This window comes from Streptomyces sp. NPDC020845, from assembly GCF_044334165.1.
In the GTDB taxonomy this organism is placed as follows: Bacteria; Actinomycetota; Actinomycetes; order Streptomycetales; family Streptomycetaceae; genus Streptomyces.
Map to the genome: position 1 here is coordinate 345,668 of NZ_JBIRSJ010000013.1, position 25,934 is coordinate 371,601.

The window sequence follows — 25,934 nt, forward strand, 5'->3', positions numbered from 1 at the left end:
GGAGAAAGTCCATGCTCGATCGCTTGGCCCGGGCCATCGTCCGGCGCCCCAGGGCGTTCCTCATCGCGGTCCTCGGCTTCATGCTGATCGCCGGCCCGTTGGGCGGGCCCGTCGTCGGCAAGCTCGTCAACGGCGGGTTCGAGGACCCGAAGTCGGAGTCCAGCCTGGCGAAGCAGGCCCTGGACCAGCATTTCGGGGTGAAGGACTCCAATCTGGTGCTGCTGATTCGGGCGCCCGGCTCGGTCGACTCGGGCACGGCGGCCGAGGACGGCGCCGCCCTGACCCGGCGGCTGGCGGCCGAGCCCGGGATCTCTCAGGTCGGCTCGTACTGGAGCCAGGCCAGAGACCAGCGGCTGCGCAGCGAGGACTCCCGGTACGCCATGGCCATCGGACACATCGGCGGCGGGGAGAACGCCGCCGCGGACCGTGTCGAGGGGCTGCGCAAGGAGTTCGCCGGCCGGCAGGGGTCTTTGGAGGTGAAGCTCGGCGGCAGCACCGCCATGGGCTTCGACACCGACCACACCGTCCAAAAGGACCTCCAGAGGATGGAGGCCATAGCCTTTCCGGTGCTCTTCGTCATCCTGCTGCTGGTGTTCGGCAGTCTGGTCTCGGCGCTGCTGCCCCTGCTGATGGTTCTTCCGCTGCTGCTCGGCACGCTGCTGATGCTCCGGACCATCACGCTGTTCACCGATGTGTCGGTCTTCGCGCTGAATGTGACGACCATCATCGGCCTGGGCATCGCCATCGACTACAGCCTGTTCATCGTGACCCGGTACCGGGAGGAGATCAGGGACCGTGGCGGCGATCTGACGGACAAGCAGGCGCGGTCCGAGGCGATCGTGGCCGCGGTGCGCACGGCCGGGCGCACCGTGGTGTTCTCCGCCGTCACGGTGATGCTCTCCATGGCCGCCCTCGCGCTCTTCCCGCTGCTGTTCCTGCGCTCGATCGCCGTGGCGGGCATCGGTGTGATGCTGTTCGCCGCGCTGGCGGCCACCATCGTGATGCCGATGCTGCTCGCGCTGTTCGGCTCGAAAATCGACAGCCTGGATCTGCGGAAGGGTGTGCGGCGTCTGTTCGGCCGCCCGCCCCGGCCGCGGGCCGAGCTGGAGCGCGGCGTGTGGCATCGGCTGGCCACCTTTGTGATGCGCTTCGCCGCGCCGGTCGCCGTGGTGGCGACCGCGGCTCTGCTGCTCCTCGGGGCCCCGTTCCTGGGCGCCAAGTACAGCCTGCCGGACGACCGTCAGCTGCCGAAGACCGCACAGAGCCGCCAGGTCGGGGACATCATCCGGGAGGACTTCGTCTCCCGGGAGGCCGATGTGATCGCGATCGTGGCCACCGGGATCGGGGACCCGAAGCAGCAGTCCGCGGCGATCGGCGCGTACGCGGAGCGGATTTCGAAGCTCGACGGCGTGGAGTCGGTGGCCTCGTCCGCCGGTGTGTTCGCGCACGGCGCGCGGGTGGCGCCGGCCGGACCCGCCACCGCTTCGCTGGCCGCGAAGTCCGCCACCTATCTGCGAGTCTCGCCGGACGTCGAGCCGTTCTCCGCCGCCGGTGAGCGGCTGGTCCATGACATCCGCGACGCCGACTCCCCCTGGCCGGTGAGGGTGGCGGGCAGCGGCCCCGCACTGGTCGACACCTTGGACGCGCTCGGCGACCGGATGCCCATGGTGCTGGGTTTCATGATGCTGTCCACCTTTGTGCTGCTCTTCTTGTTCACCGGCAGTCTGTTGTTGCCGCTCAAGGCACTGGTTCTGAACGCGTTGAGTCTGAGCGCGACCTTCGGCGCCGTGGTGTGGATCTTCCAGGAGGGACACCTGGCGGGGGCGCTGGACGCCACGGTGACCGGGTCCTTGATCGCTCTCACCCCCATCCTGATGTTCTGTCTGATGTTCGGCCTCTCGATGGACTACGAGGTGTTCATGCTCTCCCGGATCAAGGAGGAGTACGAGCGCACCGGGGACAACACCGCCGCGGTGGCCCGCGGCCTGGAGCTGACCGGTCGGCTGGTGACGGCGGCGGCGCTGCTGTTGGGCATGGTGATGGTCGTAAGCCTGTTCACCGCTCAGATCACTTTCCAGAAGATGCTCGGCCTCGGTCTGACGGTCGCCCTTGTGGTGGACACCCTGGTCGTCCGCGGCCTGCTGCTGCCCGCCTTTATGCGGCTCGCGGGCTCGGCCAACTGGTGGGCCCCGGGCCCCCTGCGCCGGGTGCACCGGAGGTTCGGGCTCAGCGAGGCGCCGAAGAGGACGGGGCAGGGCCACCCGGTGAAGGCTCCCTCGGCGGCGAAGGAACCCGATGTGCCGGCGACCGCCGGCTCCTGACACACGGCCGGGCCGGGCATGACGTCGGTCATACCCGGCCCGGCCGGCCTGTATTGCGCCTCAGATTCGCCTCACGCCTGCCCGAGCCTCAGAGCCGTGCCGCCCGCTTGGGCGTCTCGTCCATCTCCGCATCGGCGGCCAGCGCGGCAGGGGTCCGGCGGGCCTCCCGGATCAGCAGCACGGCAGGGACCAGCCCCAGCAGCAGCGGGGTCGGCTCCAGGATGGCCGCGCCCACCACGCTCCACGCGGCCAGCCCCCAGCCGATGGACTGCGGCACCACGACACCGAGCCGGGCCAGATGGCAGACCAGGACGCCGAGCAGCAGCAGCGGTACGGCGAAGCTGGCGAGCACGATCCAGAACGCGCCGTTGGCCCCGCTGGGGTGGGCGAACTGCTCACGCGGCAGCCCCCACAAGTCCCCGCGGAACCAGTCGTCCATGTGCCCCGTGTTCTGCGCCCCCATTCCCACCAGGTGTCCGATGCCCAGAACGACCAAGCTTCGTCCCGCCCAGAGCGTCCTCATGGCGGCCCCTTTCGAAACTCTTAGTTTCGGAACTGCCGGTACCATAACATGACCCCATGGGAAGACCGAGGGATACCCGGGTGGACGAAGCGATCCTGGCCGCGACCCGCGAACTGCTGGCGCGCCATGGATACGCCGGTCTGACGGTGGACGCGGTCGCCGAGCACGCCGGCATCGGAAAGGCGGCCATCTACCGCCGCTACGCCACCAAACAGGAGATGGTGTTCGCCGCCGCCGTGCACCGTTCCGACCTGGCGCCGCCGCCCGACACGGGCAGCCTCCGAGGTGACCTCACCCGTCTGGTCGAGGACATCGTCGCCACGCTCGGCAACCCGGCCGCCTCCTCGGCCGTCCTCGGCCTGCTCGCCGACCTCGGGGCCCCCTCCGCTCTCGCCGACCGCTTCCACGCGAGCTTCGTCACCAGCCAGCGAGCGGTCGTCGCCGAACTGATGGACCGGGCGGTGGCCCGCGGTGAACTCGGTGCGCCCCCGGACGTCGACCTCGTCCACGCGCTGCTCGCCGGCCCGGTCTTCGCCACGCTCTATCTGCAGCGCCGCCGTCCGGACGGTCTGGCCGAGCGGTTGGGCCGTATGGTCGCCGAAACGCTTCGCCTCGAGGACCGGGCGGTCGGCCACGGCGGTCACACCACCGGGCAGGCCAGCGGGAGCGCCACCGCCTGAGCGGCCCCGCGCCCTCATCCGACGGTTTTTGCCTCTTCCCCCGCCGCGCCTCCGGCCCCGCGACGGCCGCCCCTCTTCCGTAGGTCTTCTTCCCCGTCGCGGTGTATCCGTCGCGCCCGCCCGCGGATCTGTGGAGGTGGAAGGCGGCACACGGCCGCCACGGCCTGCGGAGGGGGAGCGGGATTCGTGGAGGAACACAGGACGCCAGGGGCCGGGTGGCCGCGCATCGCCGTCGGAGTCGACCTGGTCGAGGTCGCCCGCGTCCAGTCGCTGCTGGAGGACAATCCCGCGGCCGAGACAGAGCTCTTCACCACCCGGGAGATCCGCTACTGCGCGGGCAAGCGCAATCGGTACGCCCGCCTCGCGGCCAGGTTCGCGGCCAAAGAGGCCGCGTTGAAGGCGCTGGGCACGGGCCTCGGCCCGGGTATGCGGTGGACCGACGTCGAGGTGGTCAACGAGCCCCTGGGCCGGCCCAGGCTGCGGCTGCACGGCACCGCCGCGCAGGCGGCCGGGGCTCCCGGCAGCTGGTCGGCCGAGCTCTCTCTGACCCACACCGATGACTACGCGATGGCGCAGGCGGTTCTCCTGCTCTCGCGGGTCGCCGACGAACCGGCCATGCGCCGGACGGCCACTGACGAAGGATCACCATGCGCTTCCATCTGATCGACCGCATCGACGCCCTCGATCCCCATCGCTCTGTCGCCGCCCGCAAGCTGACCTCCCGTCAGGAGGAGTTCTGGCGCGACGAGGGGCGTGGCCCGGAGATGCCGGCCCCGCTCGTCCTGGAGGCCCTGTGCCAGGCAGGCACCTGGCTGATCATGGGATCCACCGGGCTGTGCCGCCGGGCCGCGCTGCTGTCCGCCGACTCCGTCTCCTTCCAGGGGGCGGTGCGCCCCGGAGACGTTCTGGTCATGTCCGGCCGGGTGGAGTCGTTCGGGGACGACACCGCCGTGCTCAGCGGCACGGTCACGGTCGGCGGCCGCACCGTGCTGAGCGCCGACGCCATCATGTGCGCCCTCATCCCCACCGAAGACCTGGAGGATCCGCAGGACGTACGGCGGATGTACGACCGGCTGACGCGTGGCGCGAGGATCACCGGGGGCGCGCTCAAGGAGGCCGTCGCATGAGGCGCGTGGCGATCACTGGCATCGGCGCGGTCACCCCCGTCGGCCTGGACGCGAGCGCCACCTGGTCCGCCCTCGCCGCCGGGCGCAGCGGCGTGAGCCGCCTGGAGACCTTTGACGCGAGCACCTTCCCGGTCCGGATCGCCGGCCAGGTCAAGGGATTTGTGCCGGAGCGGGCGCTGCCCGACCCGCGCGAGCGCAGGCATCTGTCCCGGGCCGCCCTGTTCGCGCTCGCCGCGACCCGCGAGGCGCTGCGCGACGCGGGTGACGGCTGGCAGGACACCGACCCCTACCGGCGCGGCGCGGCCGTCGGCGGCACGGTGGGACGCCCCGAGCTCCAGGAGCTGGTGGACATGTCCCATCTGCTGGAGTCCACCGGGCAGCGGGAGTTCTCCCGCCAGGCGCCCGGCGACGTTCTGCTCCGCGACCAGAACGTGGGCGCGGTGGCCGTCGCCCGGGCCGGCGGCTGCCAGGGTCCGCTGATCAGCGTGAGCACCGCGTGTGCCGGGTCGGCCCACGCCGTCGGTGAGGCCTTCCGCCGGATCCAGGAAGGCGAGTGCCGGATGATGCTCGCCGGCGGCTTCGACGCGCTGACCACCTGGATGGACGTGGTGGGTTTCTCCCTCCTGGGCGCCGTGACCGACCGCTGGAACCATGACCCGCGGCGGGCCTCCCGCCCCTTCGACGCCCAGCGCTCCGGCTTCGTCCTGGGCGAGGGCGCGGTCATCGCCGTCCTGGAGGACTGGGAGAGCGCCCGGGCGCGCGGCGCCCGGATCCACGCCGAGCTCCTCGGCTATGGCTCCACGCTCAACGCCTACCGCATCACCGACTCACCGCCCGACGGCGGCGGGGCCATCGGCGCCATGCAGGACGCGCTCACCGAATCACGCCTCGACCCGTCCGCCGTCGACTATGTGGCCGCCCACGGCACGGGCACACCGGGGAACGACATCAGCGAGACCACCGCCATCAAGAAGGTGTTCGGCTCGCACGCCTGGGAGCTGTCGATCAGCTCGCCCAAGTCCATGACCGGACACCTCACTTCGGCCGCGGCCGGGGTGAACCTCATCGCCGCGCTCGGCGCGCTGCGCGAGGGCGTGGTGCCGCCCACGGTCAACCTCGACCACCCCGACCCCAAGCTCGACCTCGACTATGTGCCGAACGTGGCGCGCCGCCGCCCGGTGCGGGCCGCGCTGGTGAACGCCTTCGCCTTCGGCGGCACCAACGCCTCCTTCGTTCTCGGCCCCGGCGACGCGCGGCCCCACGACGGCACACGGTCCGAACAGGAAGGCAGGACAGCCGCATGACCGCGCTCGACGAGATCGTCGAGGTGTTCCCGGGGCTGCGGGCCACGGCTTTCACCAACGTCCCGCACACCCTCCCGGTCCTCGACACCCACTTCCCACGGTTTCCCGTGCTGCCCGGAGTGCTGATCCTCGACACGCTCGCCCAGGTCGCCGCCGTGGCGCTCGGGGCGGCCGGCGAAGGTCAGGAGCGATGGGGGCTCGCGGAGGCGCGGCGGATCCGCTTCCGCCACTACGTCACCCCCGGCGACCGGATGGAGACCACTGTCGACATCGCTGAGGTCACCGGGGACACCGCGCTGTGCACCGGCACCGTGCGGGTGGACGGCCGTTCGGTTACCACCGTGCGCGTCCTGCGCATGATGCGCCGCGCCCCGCAGGACGCCCCGGCCGCGAGCGAGGGGACACCGGCGTGAAGCATGTTGTGATCACCGGCGTCGGGCTGCTCACCGCGCTCGGCAAGGGGCACCGGGAGACCTGGCGGAGCCTGCTGGAGGGACGGACCGCGATCGGGCCCATCCGGGGCTTCGACCCGGCGTCCTTCCGCACCCGACTGGCCGCGGAGATCGAGGACTTCCAGCCCACCGAATACGCCCACCGGCGCGCCCTGCGCACCACGACCCGCAATGACCGGCTCGCCATCGCCGGCGCGGCCCTCGCCGTCCGGGACGCGGGCCTGGCCTTCGCCGAGTACGACCCCGAGCGGGCCGCGGCCTTCGTCGGCGGCAACAAGGAAATCTCCAACCCCGAGCATCTGCTGACCGGCAGCCTGGCAGCCCGCAGGCCCGACGGCCGCGCCGACCTCGCCCTGCTCGGCGAGCGGGCCTCGTCCGCCTTCTACCCGCTGTACTACGTGGAAGGGCTCCAATCCGCCGCGCTGTACCACCTCTCGGCCGCGTACGGCCTCAAGGGGCCGAACGCCTACTTCCACGGGACGGCGGACGCCGGCGCCACCGCCATCGGGCGCGCCTACCGCTCCATCCGGCGCGGGGAGTCACAGGTGGCGCTCGCCGGCGGCTGCGATGACGCGGCCTCATGGTGGGTGACGTCCAAGATGGACGGCCTGGGAGTCCTCAGCACCCGCAACGACCTGGGCGCCCAGGCCTTCCGGCCGTACGACGCGGACCGGTCCGGCTCCGTGCTCGGTGAGGGTGCGGCGTTCCTGGTGCTGGAGGAGCGCGAGGCGGCGCTCCGCCGCGGCGCCCACCTCTACGCCGAGATCCGCGGCTTCGGCTCCACGCTGGACAGCGCCCGGCTGCTCACCCCCGCCGAGGACGGTGCGCCGCTCGCCGCGGCGGTGAGCCACGCCCTGGAGGAGGCGCGGACACCGCCCGAGGACGTGGACTACATCGCCACGCACGGCTGCGCCACCCGGCTGGGCGACGCCAGCGAGGCGCGCGCCCTGCGGCGGACGTTCACCGCGACGGACCGTCGGCCGGTGGCCAGCAGCGTCAAGCCCGCGACCGGCCATCTGGTCGCCGCCGCCGGCGCGCTGAACGCCGCGGTGTGCGCACTGGCCATCGACGGGGGCGCGGTGCCCCCGACGCTCAATCTCGACCGGCCCGACCCGGCCTGCCAGGGGCTGGACTGGGTTCCCGGACAGGCCCGGGAACTGCCGGTGCGTCATGCGCTGGCGCTGGCGCGCGGCCTGGAAGGACAGCAGGTCGCCCTGGCACTCACCGCCCCGGGGGACCGATGACACGCCGGGCCGACGACCGGGTCGGCAGCACAGCAGACATCGGCAGCACAGCAGACAAAGGAGGGGTGCCGATGGCCAGGCGGAACAAACGGGGACGTGCGACGAGGACCGTCACCACGGTGGCCGTGGTGGGCACCGGGGCACTGACCTCCCAGGGGGCGGGAGCGGCGGCGTTGTGGGAAGGCGCTCGGGCCGGCCGGGTCGCCATCCGGCCCGTCCAGCACATCGATATGCGGGGGCTCGCCACCAAGCTCGGCGGTGAGGTCGAGGGGGCGCGGACCGCGCCGCGCGGCTATCGCAGGCCCAAGGGCCACCGCGAGCGGGCGCTCGACCTGGCCCTGGCCGCCGCCGAGGAGGCGCTCGCCGCCCTGGCGGAACTGCCCGAGGGGACGGTGGCCCCGACCCGCTTCGGGCTGGTGCTGGGCACCTGCAACGCCGGGCTGCTCTCCGCACGGGCCTGGCTGGACGCGGCGCACCGGGGCGCGGCCCCCGACCCCAGGCTGCCGCTGCTGGCCACGCCCCAGGCGCTCGCCGAGTCGGTGGCCGCCGCGTACGGACTGCGCGGCCCGGTCCTCGCGGTCAACACCGCCTGCGCCTCCGGGGCGAACGCCATCGGGCTCGGCGCGGACCTGGTGCGGCAGGGCCGGGCGGACGCGGTGCTGGCGGGGGGCACCGACGCCTTCTCGGATGTCGTCTTCGCCGGGTTCAACGCCCTGGAGTCGCTGTCGCCCGAGCCCGCAGCGCCGTACTCGGCCGACCGGCAGGGCCTTTCGCTGGGCGAGGGCAGCGGCATGGTGCTGCTGGTGTCCACCGAATTCGCGGCGGCGCACGGACTGCGTCAGCTGGCCGAAGTCGCCGGCTACGGCCTGTCCGCCGACGGCTATCACGTCACAGCACCACACCCTGAGGGCGCCGGAGCGGCCCGGGCGATCGACTCGGCGTTGCGCCGGTCCGGTGTCGCGCCCGAGGACATCGGCTATGTCAACGGCCATGGCACCGGCACGCCCAAGAACGACCCGGCGGAGTCCGCTGCCATCGCCCGGGCGCTCGGTGAGAGCGCCGCACGCACCCCGGTCAGCAGCACCAAGTCCGTCATCGGCCATCTGCTCGGCGCGGCGGGAGCGGTGGAGGCCATCGTCACCGCACACGCCCTGGACGAGCAACTGGCCCCGCCCACCGCCGGATACACCCGGGCGGCCCCCGAGTGTCCGCTCGACTATGTGCCCGGTGCGGCGCGACCGCTGCACACCGACGCCGCGCTCTCCAACAACTTCGCCTTCGCCGGGGCCAACGCCGCGCTGGTGCTCACTCGCCCCGGCACCCACACCCCACCCGTCCCCGACTGGGACCGTGTGGTGGTCACGGGAGTGTCGGTGCTCGGGCCGGCCGGCGACGGGATCCAGGCGGCGCGCCGCGCGCTGCGGGCCGGCCAGGAGGCCGGCTCCCTGGAAGGCGGGTTGCGGCTCGGCCGCGTGGCGCTGGGCGACGAGGAGATCGCCCCGTATCTGACCCGGCGCCAGCGCCGCCGGATGGACCGGCTCGCGGTGCTCTCCATCGTGGCCACCGCCAAGGCACTGGCCGACGCCGGGCTGTCCGCCGACGAGAGCGTCGGGGTGGTGTTCGGCACCGGCACGGGCCCCATGGAGGCCATGGAGAGATTCGTCCTTCCGCTGCTGGAGGAGGGCGCCGCGGCCGCCGACCCGAGTGTCTTCCCGAACACGGTCTACAACCAGGCGGCCGGACAGGTGGCCACCCACCTCGGGCTGCGTGGCCCCACCTCCACCCTGTCGGTGGGCCATGCCACCGGCGCGGCCGCCGTCGCGTACACCGCGGATCTGCTGGCCGCCGGACACGCGGACGCGCTGGTGTGCACGGTCACCGACACGCTGACCGAGCAGGTCGCCCGCGCCTATACGGCCACCGGCGCGGCCTCCACCCGCCCGCCCGGCGCACCGGCCGACGGCCGCTTCACTCTCGCCGAGGGCAGCGTGGCTCTGGTCATGGAGCGGCTTTCGGCGGCCCGGGCGCGCGGCGCCACGGTGCTCGGTGAGGTCCTGGGCCACGGCATGGCTTCCGACGCCAGCCGGGCCCGGCTGTGGGACCCGCACGGCCGTGGAGTGGAGCTGGCCATGCGCCGTGCGCTCGCCGACGCCGGTCTTACGCCGCGGGACGTGGGCGGGGTGTGGCTGTCGGCCGCCGGGCTGACCGCGGCCGACCGGGCCGAGAGCGCGGCCGTGGAGCGGGTGTTCGGCAGCGACGCCGCACCGCCGGGCCATGCGCCCAAGAGCGTGCTGGGCGAGCCGATGGGGGTCGGCGGCGCGCTGTGCCTCGCGCTGTCCCTGTGGTCGGGGGACACCCGGCCCGCCGCCCCCGCGGTGGTCAACAGCTCCTCGCTCGGCGGCAGTCATGTCTCCCTGGTGGTCGCCCCGGGCGACCCGCACGGGACCGGTGACCCCGGTGGCCCGGACAACGACAAAGGAGTAAGCCAGTGAAGCTCTCAGGACAGATCGCCCTGGTGACCGGAGGTTCCCGCGGCATCGGCGCGGCGATCTGCCGCCGCCTCGCGGCGGAAGGGGCCTCGGTCGCCGTCAACTACCGCTCCTCCGAGGGCGAGGCCAAGGAGGTGGTCCGCTCCATCGAGGAGGCCGGCGGCACCGCTCTGGTGGTCCGCGGCGATGTGTCCGACCACACCGAGGCCGCGGCGGTGGTGCGGCAGGTCACCGAGGAACTGGGCGATCTGCACATGCTGGTGAACAACGCCGGCGTCGCCAAGGACGCCCTCATCTACAACATGGCGCCGGACGACTGGCTGGACGTCATGCGGATCAACTTCGGCGGCGTCTTCAACTGCACCCAGGCGGTTCTGCCGCACTTCATGGCCAAGGGCGAGGGCGTCATCGTCAATGTGTCCTCGGTGATGGGGGAGCGTGGCTGGGTGGGGGAGTCCAACTACGCCGCGTCCAAGGGCGCGGTCAACGCCTTCACCCGCTGCTGCGCCATGGAATCGGCCCGCTTCGGCATCCGGGTGAACGCCGTGCTGCCCGGCTTCTCGCCCACCGAGCTGGTGGCGGGGCTCACGGAGGGGGCCACCGGCAAGGGGATCCGCCGCCAGATACCGCAGCGCAGGTTCGGAACGGTCGAGGAGATCGCCGACGTGGTGTGCTTTCTGGCGGGCCCCGAGTCGAGCTATATGACCGGCTCGCTGGTCACCGTGGACGGCGGGGCGATGACCGCGCTGGGCCTCGGACGCCCCAACTAGGCCGCTTCCTGGCCAGGTGTATCCGGACCGGACCGCGGCGGATCTGTAGGGGTGTGAGAGCGGGGGCGCCGCGTCGAGACGGCGCCCGACCGTCCCCGATCCCCCCGCGCCGGCTCACAGCACTCAACCATCACAGCACTTAATCGTCACTGCCACAGGAGAGACCCTCACATGGACCGTACCCAGATCAGCGAAGCCGTCCAGAAGGCCGTCGTCGAGGCGGTGGGCGCCGAGCCGGAGGAGGTCGTTCCAGAGGCCACCCTGCTCGACGAGCTCGGGGCCGAGTCAATCGACCTGCTCGACATCCTCTTCCGCCTGGAGCGCTCGATCGGCGTCAAGATCCAGGCCGCCCAGCTCGCCGAATATGTCCAGGGCGGCATCCCGGACGACGAGTTCGGCGACGAGAACGAGATCATCACCGAGCGCGGGCTGGCCCAGCTCAAGCGGGTGATGCCGCAGATCGATGTGGCCGAGCTGTCCGGCAGGCTCCAGGCCACCCAGGTCATGGGCCTGTTCACGGTGGACAACCTGGTCGATCTGGTGGTCACCCAGGTCGAGGCAGCCGCCGCCACCGCGGCCGCGTGAGGGGACCACGGTGACCGCGATCCATATCGTCGGTACCGGCGGCTACCAGCCGGGCGATCCCATACCCACCAGTGAGATCGCCCGGCTCGCCGGCCCACTGCCCGAGGATGTCCTCCAGGGCCTGTCCATCGAGCGCCGTTACTGGATGATCGACCCCGCGACCGGCGAACACCGGGAGAACAACTCGGACATGGCCTACAAGGCCGCCGTGCGGGCCCTGGACTCGGCCGGGGTCGAGCCCGGCGAGATCGACCTGATGATCCTGGCCACCGGCACCCCGGACTACCCGCTGCCGCCGCTGGTCAACTTCGTCCAGGACCGGCTGGGGCTGGAGCGGTGCGCGACCTTGGAGATCCGCTCCGGCGGCGCGGGCGTGGTGCAGGCCCTGGACATCGCGCGGATGTATCTGGCCGCCGGGGTGCACACCACCGCGCTGGTCATCGGCAGCGAGGCGATCTCTCCGGTGCTCGCTCCGATCTTCCTAGGCAAGGACCCGGAAGCCATCCGGATGCGCGACCGCATGCCGCTGTACATGTTCGGCGACGGGGCGGGGGCAATGGTGCTACGGGCGCAGGACGCGCCCGGCGGGCTGCGCGGCGCGGCCTCCGCCTGCATCGGCGGCGGACGCAAGCCCGGCATCCACTCCGTCGGAGGCGGCACCCACGCCCCGATCCATGAGCAGCTGAAGGCCAAGCGGCTGGTCGACCTGAAGGTCGATGTCGTGGGGGCGAGCGACTTCACCCCGGTCATGGTGACCGAGGCGATCAGCGCCACGCTGGCCCGCGCCGGCCTGGCCGTGGACACGGTCGATCTGTGCCTGGTGCCGGAGGGCAATGTCGGCTGGATGCTCGACTCGCTGCGCGAGACTGGCCTGGACACCACCGAATGGAAGGCCCTCGACGGCAAGATCATCGACAGCCTCTCCACCATGGGGGCGGTCGGCTGTGCCGCGGTCCCGCTCTTCCTGGACGACGCATGGCGCAAGGGCCGGGTCAAGCCCGGGGACCGGATCATGCTGGTCGGGGTGGAGAGCACCAAGTGGATCTACGCGGGCGCGGTCGTGGACTGGACAGCCGAGGCCCCGGCCTGAGACCACAAGCCGACGACACAGGGGGCGTGACACCCATGGAGACCGCATCGGCCACCACCTCGGCTTCACGATGGCGATCCATCACCCAGCAGCAATTCCGGCAGGTCATGGGCCAGTTCCTCACCGGTGTCACGATCGTGACGGCGCGGGCCGAGGACGGTCCGCACGGCACCACCGTCAACTCATTCGCCTCGCTGTCCCTCGACCCACCGCTGATCATGATCTGTCTGCGGGCCGGCTCCCGTACCGGCGCGGTGGTCGCGGCGGCCGGAGCGTTCACCGTGAACATCCTCAGCCGGGGTCAGGCGGAGCTCGGCGCCCGGTTCGCCGCCTCCGGCCGTCCGTCGGGCCATGAGGCGTTCGCCGGCATCCCGCACCATCTGGGCGCAAGCGGCGCTCCGGTCCTCGCCGGCACGCTCGCGCATCTCGAATGCCGGGTCAGGAAGACGGTCGCCGCGGGGGACCACACCCTCTTCATCGCCGAGGTGTTCGATCTCGACGCGGGCTCGGAATTCCTGGACGTTCCCCCGCTCGCCTTTCATCAGGGGCGCTTTCTCACCACTCCCTGACAGAGCACGGGGGCCGTGCGGGACACCGCGCACGGCCCCCGTGTCTTTGCCTCGGCATCACACCTCGCCCATCAATTGAGGAGTTCTCATGAGCGCGATCGCCTTTCTCTTTCCCGGCCAGGGCTCCCAGCGCGTCGGTATGGGACACGACCTTGTCGCACGCCACCCGGAGCTGCTGGACCGCTACTACCGGCCGGCCGACGAACTGCTGGGATTCCCGCTCTCCCGGCTGTGCTGGGAAGGCCCTCTGGAAGAGCTGCGGGACACCCGTATCACCCAGCCCGCCGTCTTTCTGACCAGCCTTGTCACCCTGGATGTGCTGCGCTCACGCGGCATCGAACCGGCGCTTGTCGCCGGGCACAGCCTGGGGGAGTACACGGCCCTGGTGTGCGCGGGGGTGCTCGACTGGCGCGATGCGCTGCCCCTGGTCCGGCGGCGCGGCGAGCTCATGGCCGCGGTCAACGAACGGACCCCGGGCGCCATGGCGGCGGTGATCGGGCTCGCTGCCCCGGCGGTGGAGAAGCTGTGCGCCTCGGTGGGGGCCGAGGAGGGCGGGGTGGTCGAGGTGGCCAACTACAACGAGCCCGGACAGCTGGTGATCTCGGGCACGGCCGCCGCCGTCCGGGCGACGGCGGCCGCGGCAAAGGAGGCCGGAGCGCAGAAGGTGGTGATCCTCGATGTGGGCGCACCCTTCCACTGCAGTCTGATGCGGGATGTGGAGGCAGCCTTCCGGGCCGACTTGGAGGCGGTCACCTTTCACGAGCCGCGCATTCCGGTCGTGGCCAATGTGACCGCCGGATATGTGCGCGGCGCGGACGGGGCGGTGGACGGGCTGCGCCGCCAGCTCGCCGGGTCGGTCCGTTGGACGGAGACCCTGGAGCGGCTGGCGGCGGACGGTACCACGGCCTTTGTCGAAGTCGGGCCGGGGAAAGTGCTCACCGGCTTCGCCCGTGCGACCCGGCCGGAGATTCCGCAGTACGCCACGCGTGACGTACGCCAACTCGACCGGGCCATAAAAGCCCTGACGAGCAATGGTGAACCCGAACCCCCTGTTGTAGATTGAACCTCTGAATCTATAGGTGCACGACGGGCGCGGCTTTAGGACGCGCCCGCCGAGCGGGGGAGAAGGAGCCGGAACCATGGATGATGAGCAAGCGGAATTGCTGGGACGCCTGTCCGATGCTCTCGGTCCGGTGCCCAACAGCGTGCTGGAAAACGCGCAATCAGTCTTCAGAGAAAACGCGTCTCGCCTTCCTGATGCCGACGGGGATTCGGAAGACGCGGCGGTGGACCGGAAGGACCAGGTCCACGAGAACCGGACGGCCCATGCTTCTCCTGCGTAGACCGCCGGCTCACGGCGAAGGCCCGCAGACCGGCCGCCCTGATGCGGGAGGCGAGCACGGTGTCGCTCTTGTGGACGCGACCCTGATCCTGTAACAGCTTCTTCAGATGGGCCAGGCAGCGTGCACGCACCGGGCCCAGCGAGCCCCGAGGCATGCCGAGCGTCTCGCTGATCTCGTCGTACGACATGGGCGGATCGGTCACCAGCAGCCCCAGAAGGGCCTGGCACTTGGGCGACAGCGCGCAGAACGCCGTCAGGACCTCGTCATCGCGCTCGCGGGCCAGCGCGACATCCTCCGGCAGCTCCCCGGCCACCTCCGGCCGGTCGAACGCCTCGGTGCCGCCGACCGGCACGCTGCGCCCCGACTTCTCCAGGTGCTTCAGGCTCTCCCGACGGGCCGAGGTGGAAATCCACTGGGCCAGCCGCTCCGGCGACCGGAGCTTGTCCAGGTGCTGAACGACGCGCAGCCAGGTCGCCTGGCTGACATCGCCGCAGTCGGCCGGGCTCAGCCGGTGTGAGCGGGCGATCGCCCAGATCAGCGGCGCATACCGCTCCACGATCTGATTCCAGCAGTCCTGATCCCCGGCAAGACAGCCGTCCACCAGATCGTTCAATGACCGTGCGTACACGTATCCCCCCGTGAACTTTCTTTTTTGGCTCCCGGCTGAATAGGTTCGATCGACACCTATTGCGCCGGTCCGCCGCAAGGTGACCGAAACTCAAATTCACCTCAGCTACGAGTGTTTACTATAGAGCGGCGCCGACTGTGCCTGTCAACCGTCTCCAGGGGGCTGTGGAAATGTTGACTGGCGGGTAGCCAGTCTACGATGGATGCGCCGGGGTGCGCGCCCCGGCGCGGCGTCCGATAGTCGATCCGGTCGCGGTGCGGATTTCCTTTCGAATATGCGTCCGGTGTATCTGAAGCTGACATTCCGCTATCTGTGAAGCGGGGTCACCGTGCCCGCCACACAGACACCACAGAGAGGAGCCACACGATGAGCGAGACCGTGAATGAGCGAGGCGGGAACCAAGGCGGGATCCAGGACGGGATCCGCGTTGCGCGCCTGGAGGATGTGCAGCCTGGCGAGATGACGACGGTCGAAGTGGAGGGCGACAGGGTGCTCCTGGCGAACGTCGGAGGTACCGTCCGTGCCCTGCGCGACAGTTGCTCGCACGAAGAAGCCCCCTTGTCAGAGGGCGAGTTGGCCGGGGAGACCGTGGTCTGCCCCTGGCACTTCAGCAGCTTCTGCCTCCGCACGGGCGAGGCGCTGGAGATGCCCGCGGTGGACCCCGTAGAGGCCTACGCGGTCCACGTAGTGGACGGAGAAGTGTTCCTTTCTCGCCAGTGAACGTGGGGAACTGACGCGGGCGGCGTTCACTAAACGGAGGCGCTGTATCGTGTGCCTGAACGCCGGGTTTCTTGTCGAGCGGCGGAGTATCAGGGAGGGGGACGCGTGTCGCCAGGGGAAGCGCACGTCGCACCGTACTCACGGCGCGAGAGGCTGCGCATCGCGACCATCCGCGAGATCAAGGATGTCGCCCGGACGCTCCTGGTTCAGGAGGGCCCGGAGAACGTGACGATCCGGGCCATCGCCCGTGAGATGGGCATGACCGCGCCCGCCGTCTACCGCTACTTCAGCAGCCGTGACGCCCTGATCCTCCAGCTGCGCGTGGACATCTTCGCCGAGATGGCCCGTTATATGCGCGGTGTGATCGGGCGGCTTCCCGAGTCGGAGCCCGCCCGCGGGCTGATCGGCGGGGCGAGAGCGCTGCGCGTCTGGGCCATCAAGCATCCCCATGAGTTCGGGCTCATACTCGGCCCCTGGGCCCCGGGCCTGGGCCGGGAGGAGACCAAGCCCGACCGGAACATGGGCTGGGTCTTCGGTTCGGTGTTCTCCGACCTGATCTCGGACCTGTGGCGGGTGCGCGGCTTCCCCGCCCCCAAGGAGGAGGAGCTCGACCCCGGGCTCGTACGGGCGCTTGTCGAGCTCAGCGAGGACCAGGGCGTCGAGATGCCCCCGGGCGCGCTCGCCGTGATGCTCCGCTGCTGGGTGCGGCTGTACGGGGTGATCTCCATGGAGGCCCTTGGCCATATGTCCTTCGCTCTGCAGGAGGGGAAGTCCTTCTTCGAGTTCGAGCTGCGCAACCTCTGTCTGATGCTGGACATCGAGGAGTTCTACGAGGAGGACACGGCCCAGGGGGCCTAGGGATCCATGGACGATCACCTAGGGGATCACCTAGGGCGGCCTCGGGGTACATCGCGGCACGTTTGTACACCGAGAGGCGTAAGCTGTACCGGTGCCCATCCGGGCACGCCGAACCTGTGTCGCTGTCCCCTGTGAGTGGGGTGCGGCGTCGAGCGCGCTTGACGTGGGGGGCGCGGCGTGTCCGCATCGTGTCGACCCTGGCAACCGGTGTAGAACGGGGGATGTGACGGCATTGGCTACCCGGCCCATCTCCAGCTCTCCCACAGGGCCCGGTCACCCGGGCCCGGGCGGAGACCTGGTCCTTGCCCGTACGCCTGGCTGTCCACGGTGACCGTGGAGGACGAGCGCAGCGGGTCCCATAGCACGTCCAGCGGTCCCCTCGACGGGCAGGAGGCCGCCCGGGCCGTACTCGACAAGGCCGCGCACGAGAACTTCCCCGTCGCCCCCTTCTTCCTTCCCCGCGCCTGGCGGGTCGACCTCATGGCGATCTACGGCTACGCCCGTCTGGTCGACGACATCGGCGACGGCGACCTTCCCCCCGGCGGCTCCGACGCGGAGCTGCTGGGCCTCGACCGCGACCGGGCCGACGACCCGCTCGCGATGCTCGACGCGTTCGAGAAGGACCTGCGGCGCGTCTTCGGCGAGCCGGGGGGTACGGGCGAGCCGCGCGGTACGGGCCGTACGGGCGAGCCGGGGGGTACGGGCGGCACCGGCGCCGCGGCCGGCACCGGTATCGGCGGCGTGTCCCCGGACCCCCGCCATCCGCTGCTGCGCGCGCTGCGCCCCACGGTCCGCCGCCACCGGCTGCCCCCCGAGCCGTTCCTCGGCCTGATCGAGGCGAACCGGCAGGACCAGCGGGTGCGCCGGTACGAAACCTATGAGGACCTGCTCGGCTACTGCGAGCTGTCCGCCAACCCCGTGGGCCGGCTGGTGCTCGGTGTGACCGGCACCACCAGCCCCGAGCGGGTCCGCCGCTCCGACGCGATCTGCACCGCGCTCCAGATCGTGGAACATCTGCAGGACGTCGCCGAGGACCTTCGCCGCGACCGCGTCTATCTGCCCGCCGAGGACATGAAGAGTTTCGGGGTGACGGAGACCGATCTCGCCGCGCCCACGGCCGGTGCCCCGGTGCGTGCCCTGATCGCCCATGAGGCGGCCCGCGCCGAAACCCTGCTGAATGAAGGGACCCCCCTCGTGGGTAGCGTCCACGGCAGGCTCAAGTGGTTGCTCGCCGGGTTCGTGGCAGGGGGACGGGCCGCTCTGAGGGCGGTCGCGGCCGCGGGATACGACGTACTGCCTGGACCGCCCAGACCCACCAAGCTCAGCCTGCTGCGCGAGGTGGGGGCGACACTGCGAAGAGAGGGGTGAGCCGGACCGTGACCGGAGCTCCGCACGCGTCCGCACCAGTGCTCGCGGCGTACCAGTACTGCGAGGCCGTGACCGGACAGCAGGCGCGTAACTTCGCGTACGGCATCAGGCTGCTGCCCACCGAGAAGCGCCGGGCGATGTCCGCGCTCTACGCCTTCTCGCGCCGCGTCGACGACATCGGGGACGGCCGCCTGGACGCCGACGCCAAGCGGGCGCGGCTGGCCGAGACCCGCGCCGTGCTCGACCGCATCAGGAACCGCGGGATCGAGGAGGACGACACCGACCCGGTCGCCGTCGCGCTCGCGCATGCCGCGCGCCGCTTCCCGATCCCGCTGGGCGGGCTCGACGAGCTGATCGACGGCGTGCTGATGGATGTGGCCGGCCAGACCTATGAGACCTGGGACGACCTCAGGGCCTACTGCCGCTGTGTCGCGGGCGCCATCGGGCGGCTCTCCCTCGGCGTCTTCGGGACCGTGCGCGCCCCCGGGATGAGCGCGCGCGAGATCGAGTGCGCCCCGGAGTACGCCGATACGCTCGGCCTGGCCCTGCAGCTCACCAACATCCTCCGGGACATCCGCGAGGACGCCGCCGGCGGCCGCACCTATCTGCCCGCCGACGACCTCGCCAAGTTCGGCTGCTCGACGGGCATCCACGCCTCGATCGCCCCGCCGGACGCCGACTTCACCGGACTGGTGCAGTTCGAGGTCCGGCGGGCCAGAGCCCTGTTCGCCGAGGGCTACAAGCTGCTGCCGATGCTGGACCGCCGCAGTGGCGCCTGCGTGGCCGCCATGGCCGGTATCTACCGCAGGCTCCTGGAGCGCATCGCCCGCGACCCGGAGGCCGTGCTGCGCGGCCGGGTCTCGCTCCGCGGCCGCGAGAAGGTGTACGTCGCCGTCCGCGGCCTGGCCGGGCTCGACGCCCGGGCCGCCGCCCGCCGCGCCGCCGGGGGACGGTCATGACCCTCCCGGCGGACCCGCAGCCACGCCGCACAAGCTCAACCCCAAGCCCAAACTCAAGCTCAAGTCCAAACCCAGCCCCACACGTTGACCCGACCCCTCGCCTCCAGGCCGACCCCGGCCCGCGCGGCGCAGAGACGGCAGGCCGCCCCCTCGGGGCGGTCGCGCCGTCGCGGAAGCAGACAGGCGGTCCGGGCGCGGGCGGCGGCCGGTCGCGGGGGTCCGTGGTCGTCGTGGGCGGCGGGCTGGCGGGCACCACGGCGGCGCTCGCGCTCGCCGACGCCGGGCTGCGGGTGACGGTGCTGGAGGGGCGCCCCCGGCTGGGCGGGCTCGCCTTCTCCTTCCGCCGCCCGTCCCCCGTAGGCGAGCTGACCGTCGACAACGGCCAGCATGTGTATCTGCGCTGCTGCTCCGCCTACCGGTGGTTCCTGGACCGGGTCGGCGGCTCGCGGCTCGCCCCGCTCCAGGGCAGGCTCGACGTGCCCGTCCTGGACGCCGACGGGCGGCCGGGACGGCGGCTCGGCCGGCTGCGCCGCGCCGCCCTGCCCGTACCGCTGCACCTGGCCGCGAGCCTCGCCACCTATCCGCACCTCTCGCTGGCCGAGCGCGCCCAGGTGGGGCGCGCCGCGCTCGCCCTGGGGCGGCTCGACCCGACCGACCCGGCCCTGGACGGGGTGGACTTCGGCGACTGGCTGCGCCGCCACGGACAGTCGCCGCGCGCCGTGGAGGCGCTGTGGGACCTGGTCGGGGTCGCCACGCTCAACGCCACAGCCCGTGACGCCTCGCTCGGCCTGGCCGCCATGGTCTTCAAGACCGGGCTGCTCTCCCACCCCGGCGCGGCCGACATCGGCTGGGCCCGCACCCCCCTCGGCGAGCTGCACGACACCCTCGCCCGCGCGGCCCTGGACAAGGGCGGCGTGACCTGCGAGCTGCGCACGAAAGTGACCGCCGTCACCCGCACCGCCCAGGGCCGCTGGAGCGTGCACACGGCGGGCGGCGCGCCGCTGGAGGCGGACGCGGTGGTGCTGGCCGTACCGCAGCGCGAGGCATACGCACTGCTCCCCGAGGGCGCCCTGGATGCCCCGGACCGGCTGCTGCGCATCGGCACGGCGCCGATCCTGAACATCCATGTGGTTTACGATCGCAAAGTCATGAGTCGCCCCTTCTTCGCCGCGATCGGCACCCCCGTCCAGTGGGTCTTCGACCGCACCGACGCCTCCGGCCTGGCGAAGCTCCCCGGGGCGGGGGACAGCCAGTATCTGGCGCTGTCCCAGTCCGCGGCGCACCAGGAGATCGAGCTCCCGGCCGCCGAGCTGCGCGCCCGCTATCTGCCGGAGCTGGAGCGGCTGCTGCCCGCCGCCCGTGGCGCCGCGGTGCGCGACTTCTTCGTCACCCGCGAGCGCACCGCGACCTTCGCCCCCACCCCCGGCGTCGGGCGGCTGCGCCCCGACGCCCCCACGAACGCGCCCGGCCTGTACCTGGCCGGGGCGTGGACCGCCACCGGCTGGCCCGCGACCATGGAGGGCGCCGTGCGCAGTGGGCTGTCCGCCGCCCGTACGGCTCTCCGCGACCTCGGCCGCCCGCATCGCGACCCGCCCCCTGCCTCCGGCCGGGGGATCCCCAAGGAGGCGGTATGAGCACCACCACACAGAACCAAGGAGAGACCGTGACCCCGGCGACCCCAGCAGTCGACACCGCAAGCGTGATCGCGCTGCTCGAGCGCGGACGCACGCTCGCCACGCCGGTGCTGCGCGCCGCCGTGGACCGACTGGCCTCGCCCATGGACACCGTGGCCGCCTACCACTTCGGCTGGATCGACGCCCAGGGCCGCCCGGCCGCGGGCGACGGCGGCAAGGCCGTCCGTCCGGCCCTCGCGCTGCTGTCCGCCGAGGTGGCGGGCCAGGCCGCCGAGGTGGGGGTGCCCGGTGCGGTCGCGGTGGAGCTGGTGCACAACTTCTCGCTGCTGCACGACGACCTGATGGACGGTGATGAGCAGCGCCGCCACCGCGACACCGTCTGGAAGGTGCACGGACCGGCGCAGGCCATCCTCGTCGGGGACGCGCTGTTCGCCCTGGCCGGCGAGATACTGCTCGAACTGGGCACGGTGGAGGCCGGGCGCGCCACCCGCCGGCTCACCTCGGCGACCCGCAAGCTCATCGACGGCCAGGCCCAGGACATCAGCTACGAGCACCGCGAGCGGGTCACCGTCGCGGAGTGCCTGGAGATGGAGGGCAACAAGACCGGCGCGCTGCTCGCCTGTGCCGCCTCCATCGGTGCGGTCCTCGGCGGCGCCGACGACCGCACCGCCGACACCCTGGAGCGGTACGGCTACCACCTCGGGCTCGCCTTCCAGGCCGTGGACGACCTGCTCGGCATCTGGGGCGACCCCGACGCGACGGGCAAGCAGACCTGGAGCGATCTGCGCCAGCGCAAGAAGTCGCTGCCGGTGGTGGCCGCCCTCGACGCGGGCGGCGAGGCATCCGAGCGCCTGGCCCGGCTGCTCGCGGCCGACGCGAAGAAGACCGAGGCCGAGTTCGCGGACTTCGACGAGGAGGAGTTCGCCGCCCGCGCGGCCTTGATCGAGCAGGCCGGCGGCCGCGACTGGACCTCGCAGGAGGCCCGCCGGCAGCACGCCACCGCTGTCGCGGCGCTCGACCAGGTGGAGATGGAAGACCGGGTCCGGGCGCAGCTCATGGCGCTCGCCGATTTCGTCGTCGTGCGAGAGAGATGATCGCTATCGACCGCATATAGCTCGCAGTCGCCGGCCGGCACCCACCCGGGGTGCCGGCCGACGGAAGCCCCACCACGGCAGAGATCTCACACTGCAAAAGGGGAAGCCATGACAGCGACAACCGTCCATCCGCCCGAGCCCATCGAACCCGCGACGTTAGCGCTTGCCCGGGAGGCGACGGCGCGGGCCACCCGCCATCTGCTGGACCGCCAGGACGAGCAGGGCTGGTGGAAGGGCGACCTGGAGACCAACGTCACCATGGACGCCGAGGACCTGATGCTCCGCCAGTTCCTCGGTATCCAGGACCCGGCCACACTCGAAGCCGCCGCCCGCTACCTCCGCTCCGAGCAGCGCGAGGACGGCACCTGGGCCACCTTCCACGGAGGCCCCCCGGAGCTCTCCACCACCATCGAGGCGTACGTCGGCCTGCGGCTGGCCGGAGACCGGCCCGACGCGCCCCATATGGCCGCCGCCTCCGCGTGGGTGCGCGACCACGGCGGCATCGCGAAGAGCCGGGTGTTCACCCGCATCTGGCTGGCGCTGTTCGGCTGGTGGAAGTGGGAGGACCTGCCCGAGCTGCCGCCGGAGATCATCTATTTTCCGAAGTGGCTGCCGCTCAACATCTACGACTTCGGCTGCTGGGCGCGGCAGACCATCGTGCCGCTCACCGTCGTCTCGGCCAAGCGCCCCGTACGGCCCGCGCCGTTCCCCCTCGACGAGCTCCACATCGACCCCCGGCGGCCCAACCCGCCGTCCGCGCCCGCCCCCCTCGCCTCCTGGGACGGCGCCTTCCAGCGCCTGGACCGGGCGTTGCACGCGTACCACAAGGTCGCGGTCCGGCCACTGCGCCGGGCCGCGCTGAGATCCTGTGCGCGCTGGATCGTGGAGCGGCAGGAGAACGACGGCTGCTGGGGCGGCATCCAGCCGCCCGCGGTGTACTCCCTGATCGCCCTGCACCTCCTCGGCTACGACCTGGACCACCCCGTGATGCGCGCCGGTCTTGACTCCCTGGACCGCTTCGCGGTGTGGCGGGAGGACGGCAGCCGGATGATCGAGGCCTGCCAGTCGCCGGTCTGGGACACGTGTCTGGCCACCATCGCGCTCGTCGACGCCGGGCTGGCCCCGGACCACCCCGCGCTGATCAAGGCGGCGGACTGGATGCTCGACGAGCAGGTCACCCGGCCCGGCGACTGGTCGGTGCGGCGCCCCGGGCTGCCCCCCGGGGGCTGGGCGTTCGAATTCGACAACGACAACTACCCCGACACCGACGACACCGCCGAGGTCATCCTGGCGCTGCGCCGGGTGAGCCACCCCGACCCCGAGCGGGTCGAGGCGGCGGTGCGGCTCGGGACGCGCTGGACGCTCGGCATGCAGTCCAGCGACGGCGCATGGGGCGCCTTCGACGTCGACAACACCAGCCGGCTGCCCAACCGGCTGCCGTTCTGCGACTTCGGGGAGGTCATCGACCCGCCGTCGGCCGATGTCACCGCGCATGTCGTCGAAATGCTCGCCCATGAGGGCAGGGCCCAGGACCCCGCCGCCCGGCGCGGTGTCGCCTGGCTGCTGGCCGAGCAGGAGGCCGACGGATCCTGGTTCGGCCGCTGGGGGACGAACTACGTCTACGGCACCGGCTCCGTCGTCCCGGCGCTGGTGGCCGCCGGGGTCCCCGGCTCCCATCCGGCGATCCGCCGCGCCGTCCACTGGCTGGAGCAGGTCCAGAACGAGGACGGCGGCTGGGGCGAGGACCAGCGCTCCTACCCCGACCGGCAGTGGGCCGGACGGGGCGCCTCCACCGCCTCGCAGACCGCGTGGGCGCTGCTGGCCCTGCTGGCGGCGGGGGAGCGGGAGAGCAAGGCGGTCGAGCGCGGGGTCACCTGGCTCGCCGAGACGCAAGAAGACGACGGGTCCTGGGACGAGCCGTACTTCACCGGCACCGGCTTCCCCTGGGACTTCTCCATCAACTACCACCTGTACCGGCAGGTCTTCCCGGTCACCGCGCTGGGACGGTACGTCAACGGCGAGCCCGCTGTGGCGCGGCCGCGGAGGTCCTGATGACCCCCGGCCCGGGCCCGGCGCCGCTGCTGATCGCCTGCGCGCTCGGCATCGAGCGGTTCGCCCTGCGCCGCGGCGACTTCGGCGAGGCCGCCGGGCCGGTGACCGTGGAGCGCACCGGCATGGGGCCGCAGGCCGCCGAGCGCGCGGTGACCCGTGCGCTCGGTGAGACCGGCGGGGGAGCGGCCCGCGCCGCCGTCATCGCCACCGGCTTCTGCGCCGGGCTGGCCCCCGGGATGCATCCGGGCGACCTGGTGGTGGCCGAGGAGACCCGGGACGCTACGGGCCGCACGCCGTGCACCGGCACCGCGGTCCTCGCCGACGCGCTCACCCGACTGGCGCGGGCGGGACCCGGGCGCAGCACCGTCCACACCGGCCCGCTCGTCGGCTCCGACCATGTCGTACGGGGGGCCGAGCGGGCCCGGCTGCACGCCACCGGCGCGATCGCGGTGGACATGGAGTCCGCCGCGACGCTCCGCAGCGCCGTGGCGGCCGGGGTACGCCCGGTTGCGGCCGTACGAGTGATCGTGGACGCTCCTGAACATGAACTCGTCCGTATCGGAACACTGCGCGGGGGAATATCTGCTTTCCGCGTACTACGCACCATCCTTCCTGCTTTCTTTACCTGGCACCGTTCTTCGCTGCTCCCAGGAGGTGAGCTAGATGGCCATGCCGCTCCGACAGACCATCCGGGTCGCGACGTATCTCTTCGACCAGAAAGTGATCAAGCGTCGTGACAAGTTTCCGCTGATTGTCGAGCTCGAGCCGTTGTACGCGTGCAATCTGAAGTGCGAGGGATGCGGAAAGATCCAGCATCCCGCCGGCGTGCTCAAGCAGCGGATGCCGGTCGCCCAGGCGGTGGGCGCGGTGCTGGAGTCCGGTGCGCCGATGGTGTCCATCGCGGGTGGTGAGCCCCTGATGCACCCGCAGATCGACGAAATCGTACGGCAGCTGGTGGAGCGCCGGAAATACGTCTTCCTGTGCACCAATGCCATGCTGCTGCGCAAGAAGATTCACAAGTTCAAGCCTTCTCCCTATTTCGCGTTCGCGGTGCACATCGACGGGCTGCGCGAGCGGCACGACGAGTCGGTCGCCAAGGAGGGGGTGTTCGACGAGGCGGTGGAGGCCATCAAGGAGGCGCAGCGGCGCGGCTTCCGGGTGACCACCAATTCCACCTTCTTCAACACCGACACCCCGCAGACCGTTGTCGAGGTGCTCAACTTCCTCAACGACGAGCTCAAGGTGGACGAGATGATGATTTCTCCCGCCTACGCCTACGAAAAGGCGCCCGACCAGGAACACTTCCTCGGGGTCGAGCAGACCCGCGAGCTGTTCAAGAAGGCCTTCGCCGGCGGCAACCGGCGGCGCTGGCGCTTCAACCACAGCCCGCTCTTCCTGGACTTCCTGGAAGGCAAGGCCGACTTCCCCTGCACCGCGTGGGGCATTCCCAACTATTCGCTCTTCGGCTGGCAGCGCCCCTGCTATCTGATGGCCGACGGATACGTTCCCACCTACCGTCAGCTCATCGAGGAGACCGACTGGGAGAAGTACGGCCGCGGCAAGGATCCGCGCTGCGACAACTGCATGGCCCACTGCGGCTATGAGCCGACCGCCGTCCTGGCCACGATGGGCTCCCTCAAGGAGTCGCTGCGCGCGGCCCGCGAGACGGCCTCAGGAAGTCGCGGGTGACGTGATGACGTCAGCGGGGATTGATCTGGGACTTCCCGCGATGCCGCCCCGACCGCCCGCGGCGCGCCGCCTGTCGCGGCGGCTGCGGGTCGGGTCGGTGGCGGTGGGCGGGGACGCGCCGGTGTCGGTGCAGTCGATGACGACGACGGTGACGGCGGATATCGGGGCGACGCTGCAGCAGATCGCGGAGCTGACGGCGTCGGGGTGCCAGATCGTGCGGGTGGCGTGTCCGTCGCAGGACGACGCGGATGCGTTGCCGGTGATCGCGAGGAAGTCGCAGATCCCGGTGATCGCGGATATTCATTTCCAGCCGAAGTATGTGTTCGCGGCGATTGATGCGGGGTGTGCGGCGGTGCGGGTGAATCCGGGGAACATCCGGCAGTTCGACGACAAGGTGAAGGAGATCGCGAAGGCGGCGTCGGATGCGGGCACCCC

Annotated in this window: 25 protein-coding genes; 23 read left to right on the forward strand and 2 right to left on the reverse strand. The window is 71.5% G+C overall.

Features of this window, described 5'->3' with window-relative positions; genetic code table 11:
• Window positions 1-11: 11 nt before the first annotated feature.
• A complete protein-coding gene (locus tag ACH4U7_RS34010) occupies window positions 12-2,321 on the forward strand; it encodes an MMPL family transporter (RefSeq protein ID WP_398531610.1) in 2,310 nt (769 codons plus the stop codon).
• Between the two features lie 88 nt (window positions 2,322-2,409).
• Here ACH4U7_RS34010 and ACH4U7_RS34015 read toward each other — a convergent pair whose 3' ends face one another.
• Entirely contained in the window at window positions 2,410-2,844 is a 435-nt protein-coding gene (locus ACH4U7_RS34015; protein WP_398531611.1) for a DUF6463 family protein, read from the reverse strand.
• 80 nt (window positions 2,845-2,924) lie between these two features.
• Between ACH4U7_RS34015 and ACH4U7_RS34020 the strand changes: the two genes are divergently transcribed.
• The 12 genes from ACH4U7_RS34020 (at window position 2,925) to fabD (ending at window position 14,217) form a co-directional block, all read left to right on the forward strand.
• Entirely contained in the window at window positions 2,925-3,524 is a 600-nt protein-coding gene (locus ACH4U7_RS34020; protein ID WP_398531612.1) for a TetR/AcrR family transcriptional regulator, read from the forward strand.
• A gap of 186 nt (window positions 3,525-3,710) precedes the next feature.
• Window positions 3,711-4,187 (forward strand): holo-ACP synthase, encoded by a 477-nt coding sequence (gene acpS, locus ACH4U7_RS34025; RefSeq protein ID WP_398531613.1) that lies wholly within the window; start codon window positions 3,711-3,713, stop codon window positions 4,185-4,187.
• Entirely contained in the window at window positions 4,172-4,651 is a 480-nt protein-coding gene (locus ACH4U7_RS34030) for a hotdog domain-containing protein (protein ID WP_398531614.1), read from the forward strand. Before acpS ends, ACH4U7_RS34030 begins: the two co-directional genes overlap by 16 nt.
• Window positions 4,648-5,955 (forward strand): beta-ketoacyl-[acyl-carrier-protein] synthase family protein, encoded by a 1,308-nt coding sequence (locus ACH4U7_RS34035; RefSeq protein WP_398531615.1) that lies wholly within the window; start codon window positions 4,648-4,650, stop codon window positions 5,953-5,955. Before ACH4U7_RS34030 ends, ACH4U7_RS34035 begins: the two co-directional genes overlap by 4 nt.
• Entirely contained in the window at window positions 5,952-6,368 is a 417-nt protein-coding gene (locus ACH4U7_RS34040) for a 3-hydroxyacyl-ACP dehydratase FabZ family protein (RefSeq protein WP_398531616.1), read from the forward strand. The genes ACH4U7_RS34035 and ACH4U7_RS34040 overlap by 4 nt, the downstream gene beginning before the upstream one ends.
• Window positions 6,365-7,651, forward strand: coding sequence for a beta-ketoacyl-[acyl-carrier-protein] synthase family protein (locus ACH4U7_RS34045; protein ID WP_398531617.1), 1,287 nt, complete (start codon window positions 6,365-6,367; stop codon window positions 7,649-7,651). Before ACH4U7_RS34040 ends, ACH4U7_RS34045 begins: the two co-directional genes overlap by 4 nt.
• Before the next feature lie 71 nt (window positions 7,652-7,722).
• Window positions 7,723-10,143 carry a beta-ketoacyl synthase N-terminal-like domain-containing protein gene (locus ACH4U7_RS34050; protein WP_398531618.1) on the forward strand — a complete coding sequence of 807 codons (2,421 nt, stop codon included), beginning with the start codon at window positions 7,723-7,725 and terminating at the stop codon, window positions 10,141-10,143.
• Entirely contained in the window at window positions 10,140-10,910 is a 771-nt protein-coding gene (locus tag ACH4U7_RS34055) for an SDR family NAD(P)-dependent oxidoreductase (RefSeq protein ID WP_398531619.1), read from the forward strand. The genes ACH4U7_RS34050 and ACH4U7_RS34055 overlap by 4 nt, the downstream gene beginning before the upstream one ends.
• A gap of 171 nt (window positions 10,911-11,081) precedes the next feature.
• The gene (locus ACH4U7_RS34060) at window positions 11,082-11,495 is read left to right on the forward strand and encodes an acyl carrier protein (protein WP_398531620.1); all 414 of its coding nucleotides are present in this window, start codon (window positions 11,082-11,084) and stop codon (window positions 11,493-11,495) included.
• A 10-nt stretch (window positions 11,496-11,505) separates the two neighbouring features.
• Window positions 11,506-12,585, forward strand: coding sequence for a 3-oxoacyl-ACP synthase III family protein (locus ACH4U7_RS34065; protein ID WP_398531621.1), 1,080 nt, complete (start codon window positions 11,506-11,508; stop codon window positions 12,583-12,585).
• A gap of 35 nt (window positions 12,586-12,620) precedes the next feature.
• On the forward strand, window positions 12,621-13,154 hold the full coding sequence (locus ACH4U7_RS34070) for a flavin reductase family protein (RefSeq protein WP_398531622.1): 534 nt from the start codon (window positions 12,621-12,623) through the stop codon (window positions 13,152-13,154).
• A gap of 88 nt (window positions 13,155-13,242) precedes the next feature.
• Window positions 13,243-14,217: an ACP S-malonyltransferase gene (fabD, locus tag ACH4U7_RS34075; protein ID WP_398531623.1), complete on the forward strand. Its 975-nt coding sequence runs from the start codon at window positions 13,243-13,245 to the stop codon at window positions 14,215-14,217.
• A gap of 167 nt (window positions 14,218-14,384) precedes the next feature.
• On the opposite strand, the gene ACH4U7_RS34080 is transcribed toward fabD, so the two are convergent.
• Window positions 14,385-15,110 carry an RNA polymerase sigma factor gene (locus ACH4U7_RS34080; protein ID WP_014175191.1) on the reverse strand — a complete coding sequence of 242 codons (726 nt, stop codon included), beginning with the start codon at window positions 15,108-15,110 and terminating at the stop codon, window positions 14,385-14,387.
• 381 nt (window positions 15,111-15,491) lie between these two features.
• Here ACH4U7_RS34080 and ACH4U7_RS34085 point away from each other — a divergent pair, with 381 nt between their 5' ends.
• From ACH4U7_RS34085 to ACH4U7_RS34130, 10 genes are all read left to right on the forward strand, one after another.
• On the forward strand, window positions 15,492-15,845 hold the full coding sequence (locus ACH4U7_RS34085; protein ID WP_398531624.1) for a Rieske (2Fe-2S) protein: 354 nt from the start codon (window positions 15,492-15,494) through the stop codon (window positions 15,843-15,845).
• Window positions 15,846-15,950: 105 nt separating this feature from the next.
• Window positions 15,951-16,703, forward strand: coding sequence for a TetR/AcrR family transcriptional regulator (locus tag ACH4U7_RS34090; protein WP_089509144.1), 753 nt, complete (start codon window positions 15,951-15,953; stop codon window positions 16,701-16,703).
• A gap of 333 nt (window positions 16,704-17,036) precedes the next feature.
• Window positions 17,037-18,071, forward strand: coding sequence for a squalene synthase HpnC (gene hpnC / locus ACH4U7_RS34095; protein WP_398531646.1), 1,035 nt, complete (start codon window positions 17,037-17,039; stop codon window positions 18,069-18,071).
• Window positions 18,068-19,030 carry a presqualene diphosphate synthase HpnD gene (gene hpnD / locus ACH4U7_RS34100; RefSeq protein WP_398531625.1) on the forward strand — a complete coding sequence of 321 codons (963 nt, stop codon included), beginning with the start codon at window positions 18,068-18,070 and terminating at the stop codon, window positions 19,028-19,030. Before hpnC ends, hpnD begins: the two co-directional genes overlap by 4 nt.
• 221 nt (window positions 19,031-19,251) lie before the next feature.
• Window positions 19,252-20,664: a hydroxysqualene dehydroxylase HpnE gene (hpnE, locus tag ACH4U7_RS34105; protein WP_398531626.1), complete on the forward strand. Its 1,413-nt coding sequence runs from the start codon at window positions 19,252-19,254 to the stop codon at window positions 20,662-20,664.
• Window positions 20,661-21,758, forward strand: coding sequence for a polyprenyl synthetase family protein (locus ACH4U7_RS34110; protein ID WP_398531627.1), 1,098 nt, complete (start codon window positions 20,661-20,663; stop codon window positions 21,756-21,758). Before hpnE ends, ACH4U7_RS34110 begins: the two co-directional genes overlap by 4 nt.
• A gap of 108 nt (window positions 21,759-21,866) precedes the next feature.
• Window positions 21,867-23,810, forward strand: a complete 1,944-nt coding sequence (gene shc, locus ACH4U7_RS34115; RefSeq protein WP_398531628.1) for a squalene--hopene cyclase — start codon at window positions 21,867-21,869, stop codon at window positions 23,808-23,810.
• On the forward strand, window positions 23,810-24,547 hold the full coding sequence (locus ACH4U7_RS34120; RefSeq protein WP_398531629.1) for a 1-hydroxy-2-methyl-2-butenyl 4-diphosphate reductase: 738 nt from the start codon (window positions 23,810-23,812) through the stop codon (window positions 24,545-24,547). The genes shc and ACH4U7_RS34120 overlap by 1 nt, the downstream gene beginning before the upstream one ends.
• Window positions 24,474-25,499 carry an adenosyl-hopene transferase HpnH gene (hpnH, locus tag ACH4U7_RS34125; RefSeq protein ID WP_089509150.1) on the forward strand — a complete coding sequence of 342 codons (1,026 nt, stop codon included), beginning with the start codon at window positions 24,474-24,476 and terminating at the stop codon, window positions 25,497-25,499. Before ACH4U7_RS34120 ends, hpnH begins: the two co-directional genes overlap by 74 nt.
• Window positions 25,500-25,503: 4 nt before the next feature.
• Window positions 25,504-25,934, forward strand: a 431-nt coding sequence (locus ACH4U7_RS34130) for a flavodoxin-dependent (E)-4-hydroxy-3-methylbut-2-enyl-diphosphate synthase (protein WP_398531630.1), incomplete at its 3' end; no start/stop codon positions are given.

Excerpts from the sequence above, each read along its gene's own strand:
- ACH4U7_RS34010 (WP_398531610.1), top strand. The coding sequence starts at position 12 with ATGCTCGATCGCTTGGCCCGGGCCATCGTCCGGCGCCCCAGGGCGTTC.
- ACH4U7_RS34015 (WP_398531611.1), bottom strand. The coding sequence starts at position 2,844 with ATGAGGACGCTCTGGGCGGGACGAAGCTTGGTCGTTCTGGGCATCGGA.
- ACH4U7_RS34030 (WP_398531614.1), top strand. The coding sequence starts at position 4,172 with ATGCGCTTCCATCTGATCGACCGCATCGACGCCCTCGATCCCCATCGC.
- ACH4U7_RS34035 (WP_398531615.1), top strand. The coding sequence starts at position 4,648 with ATGAGGCGCGTGGCGATCACTGGCATCGGCGCGGTCACCCCCGTCGGC.
- ACH4U7_RS34040 (WP_398531616.1), top strand. The coding sequence starts at position 5,952 with ATGACCGCGCTCGACGAGATCGTCGAGGTGTTCCCGGGGCTGCGGGCC.
- ACH4U7_RS34050 (WP_398531618.1), top strand. The coding sequence starts at position 7,723 with ATGGCCAGGCGGAACAAACGGGGACGTGCGACGAGGACCGTCACCACG.
- ACH4U7_RS34060 (WP_398531620.1), top strand. The coding sequence starts at position 11,082 with ATGGACCGTACCCAGATCAGCGAAGCCGTCCAGAAGGCCGTCGTCGAG.
- ACH4U7_RS34070 (WP_398531622.1), top strand. The coding sequence starts at position 12,621 with ATGGAGACCGCATCGGCCACCACCTCGGCTTCACGATGGCGATCCATC.
- fabD (WP_398531623.1), top strand. The coding sequence starts at position 13,243 with ATGAGCGCGATCGCCTTTCTCTTTCCCGGCCAGGGCTCCCAGCGCGTC.
- ACH4U7_RS34085 (WP_398531624.1), top strand. The coding sequence starts at position 15,492 with ATGAGCGAGACCGTGAATGAGCGAGGCGGGAACCAAGGCGGGATCCAG.
- ACH4U7_RS34110 (WP_398531627.1), top strand. The coding sequence starts at position 20,661 with ATGAGCACCACCACACAGAACCAAGGAGAGACCGTGACCCCGGCGACC.
- shc (WP_398531628.1), top strand. The coding sequence starts at position 21,867 with ATGACAGCGACAACCGTCCATCCGCCCGAGCCCATCGAACCCGCGACG.
- ACH4U7_RS34120 (WP_398531629.1), top strand. The coding sequence starts at position 23,810 with ATGACCCCCGGCCCGGGCCCGGCGCCGCTGCTGATCGCCTGCGCGCTC.
- hpnH (WP_089509150.1), top strand. The coding sequence starts at position 24,474 with ATGGCCATGCCGCTCCGACAGACCATCCGGGTCGCGACGTATCTCTTC.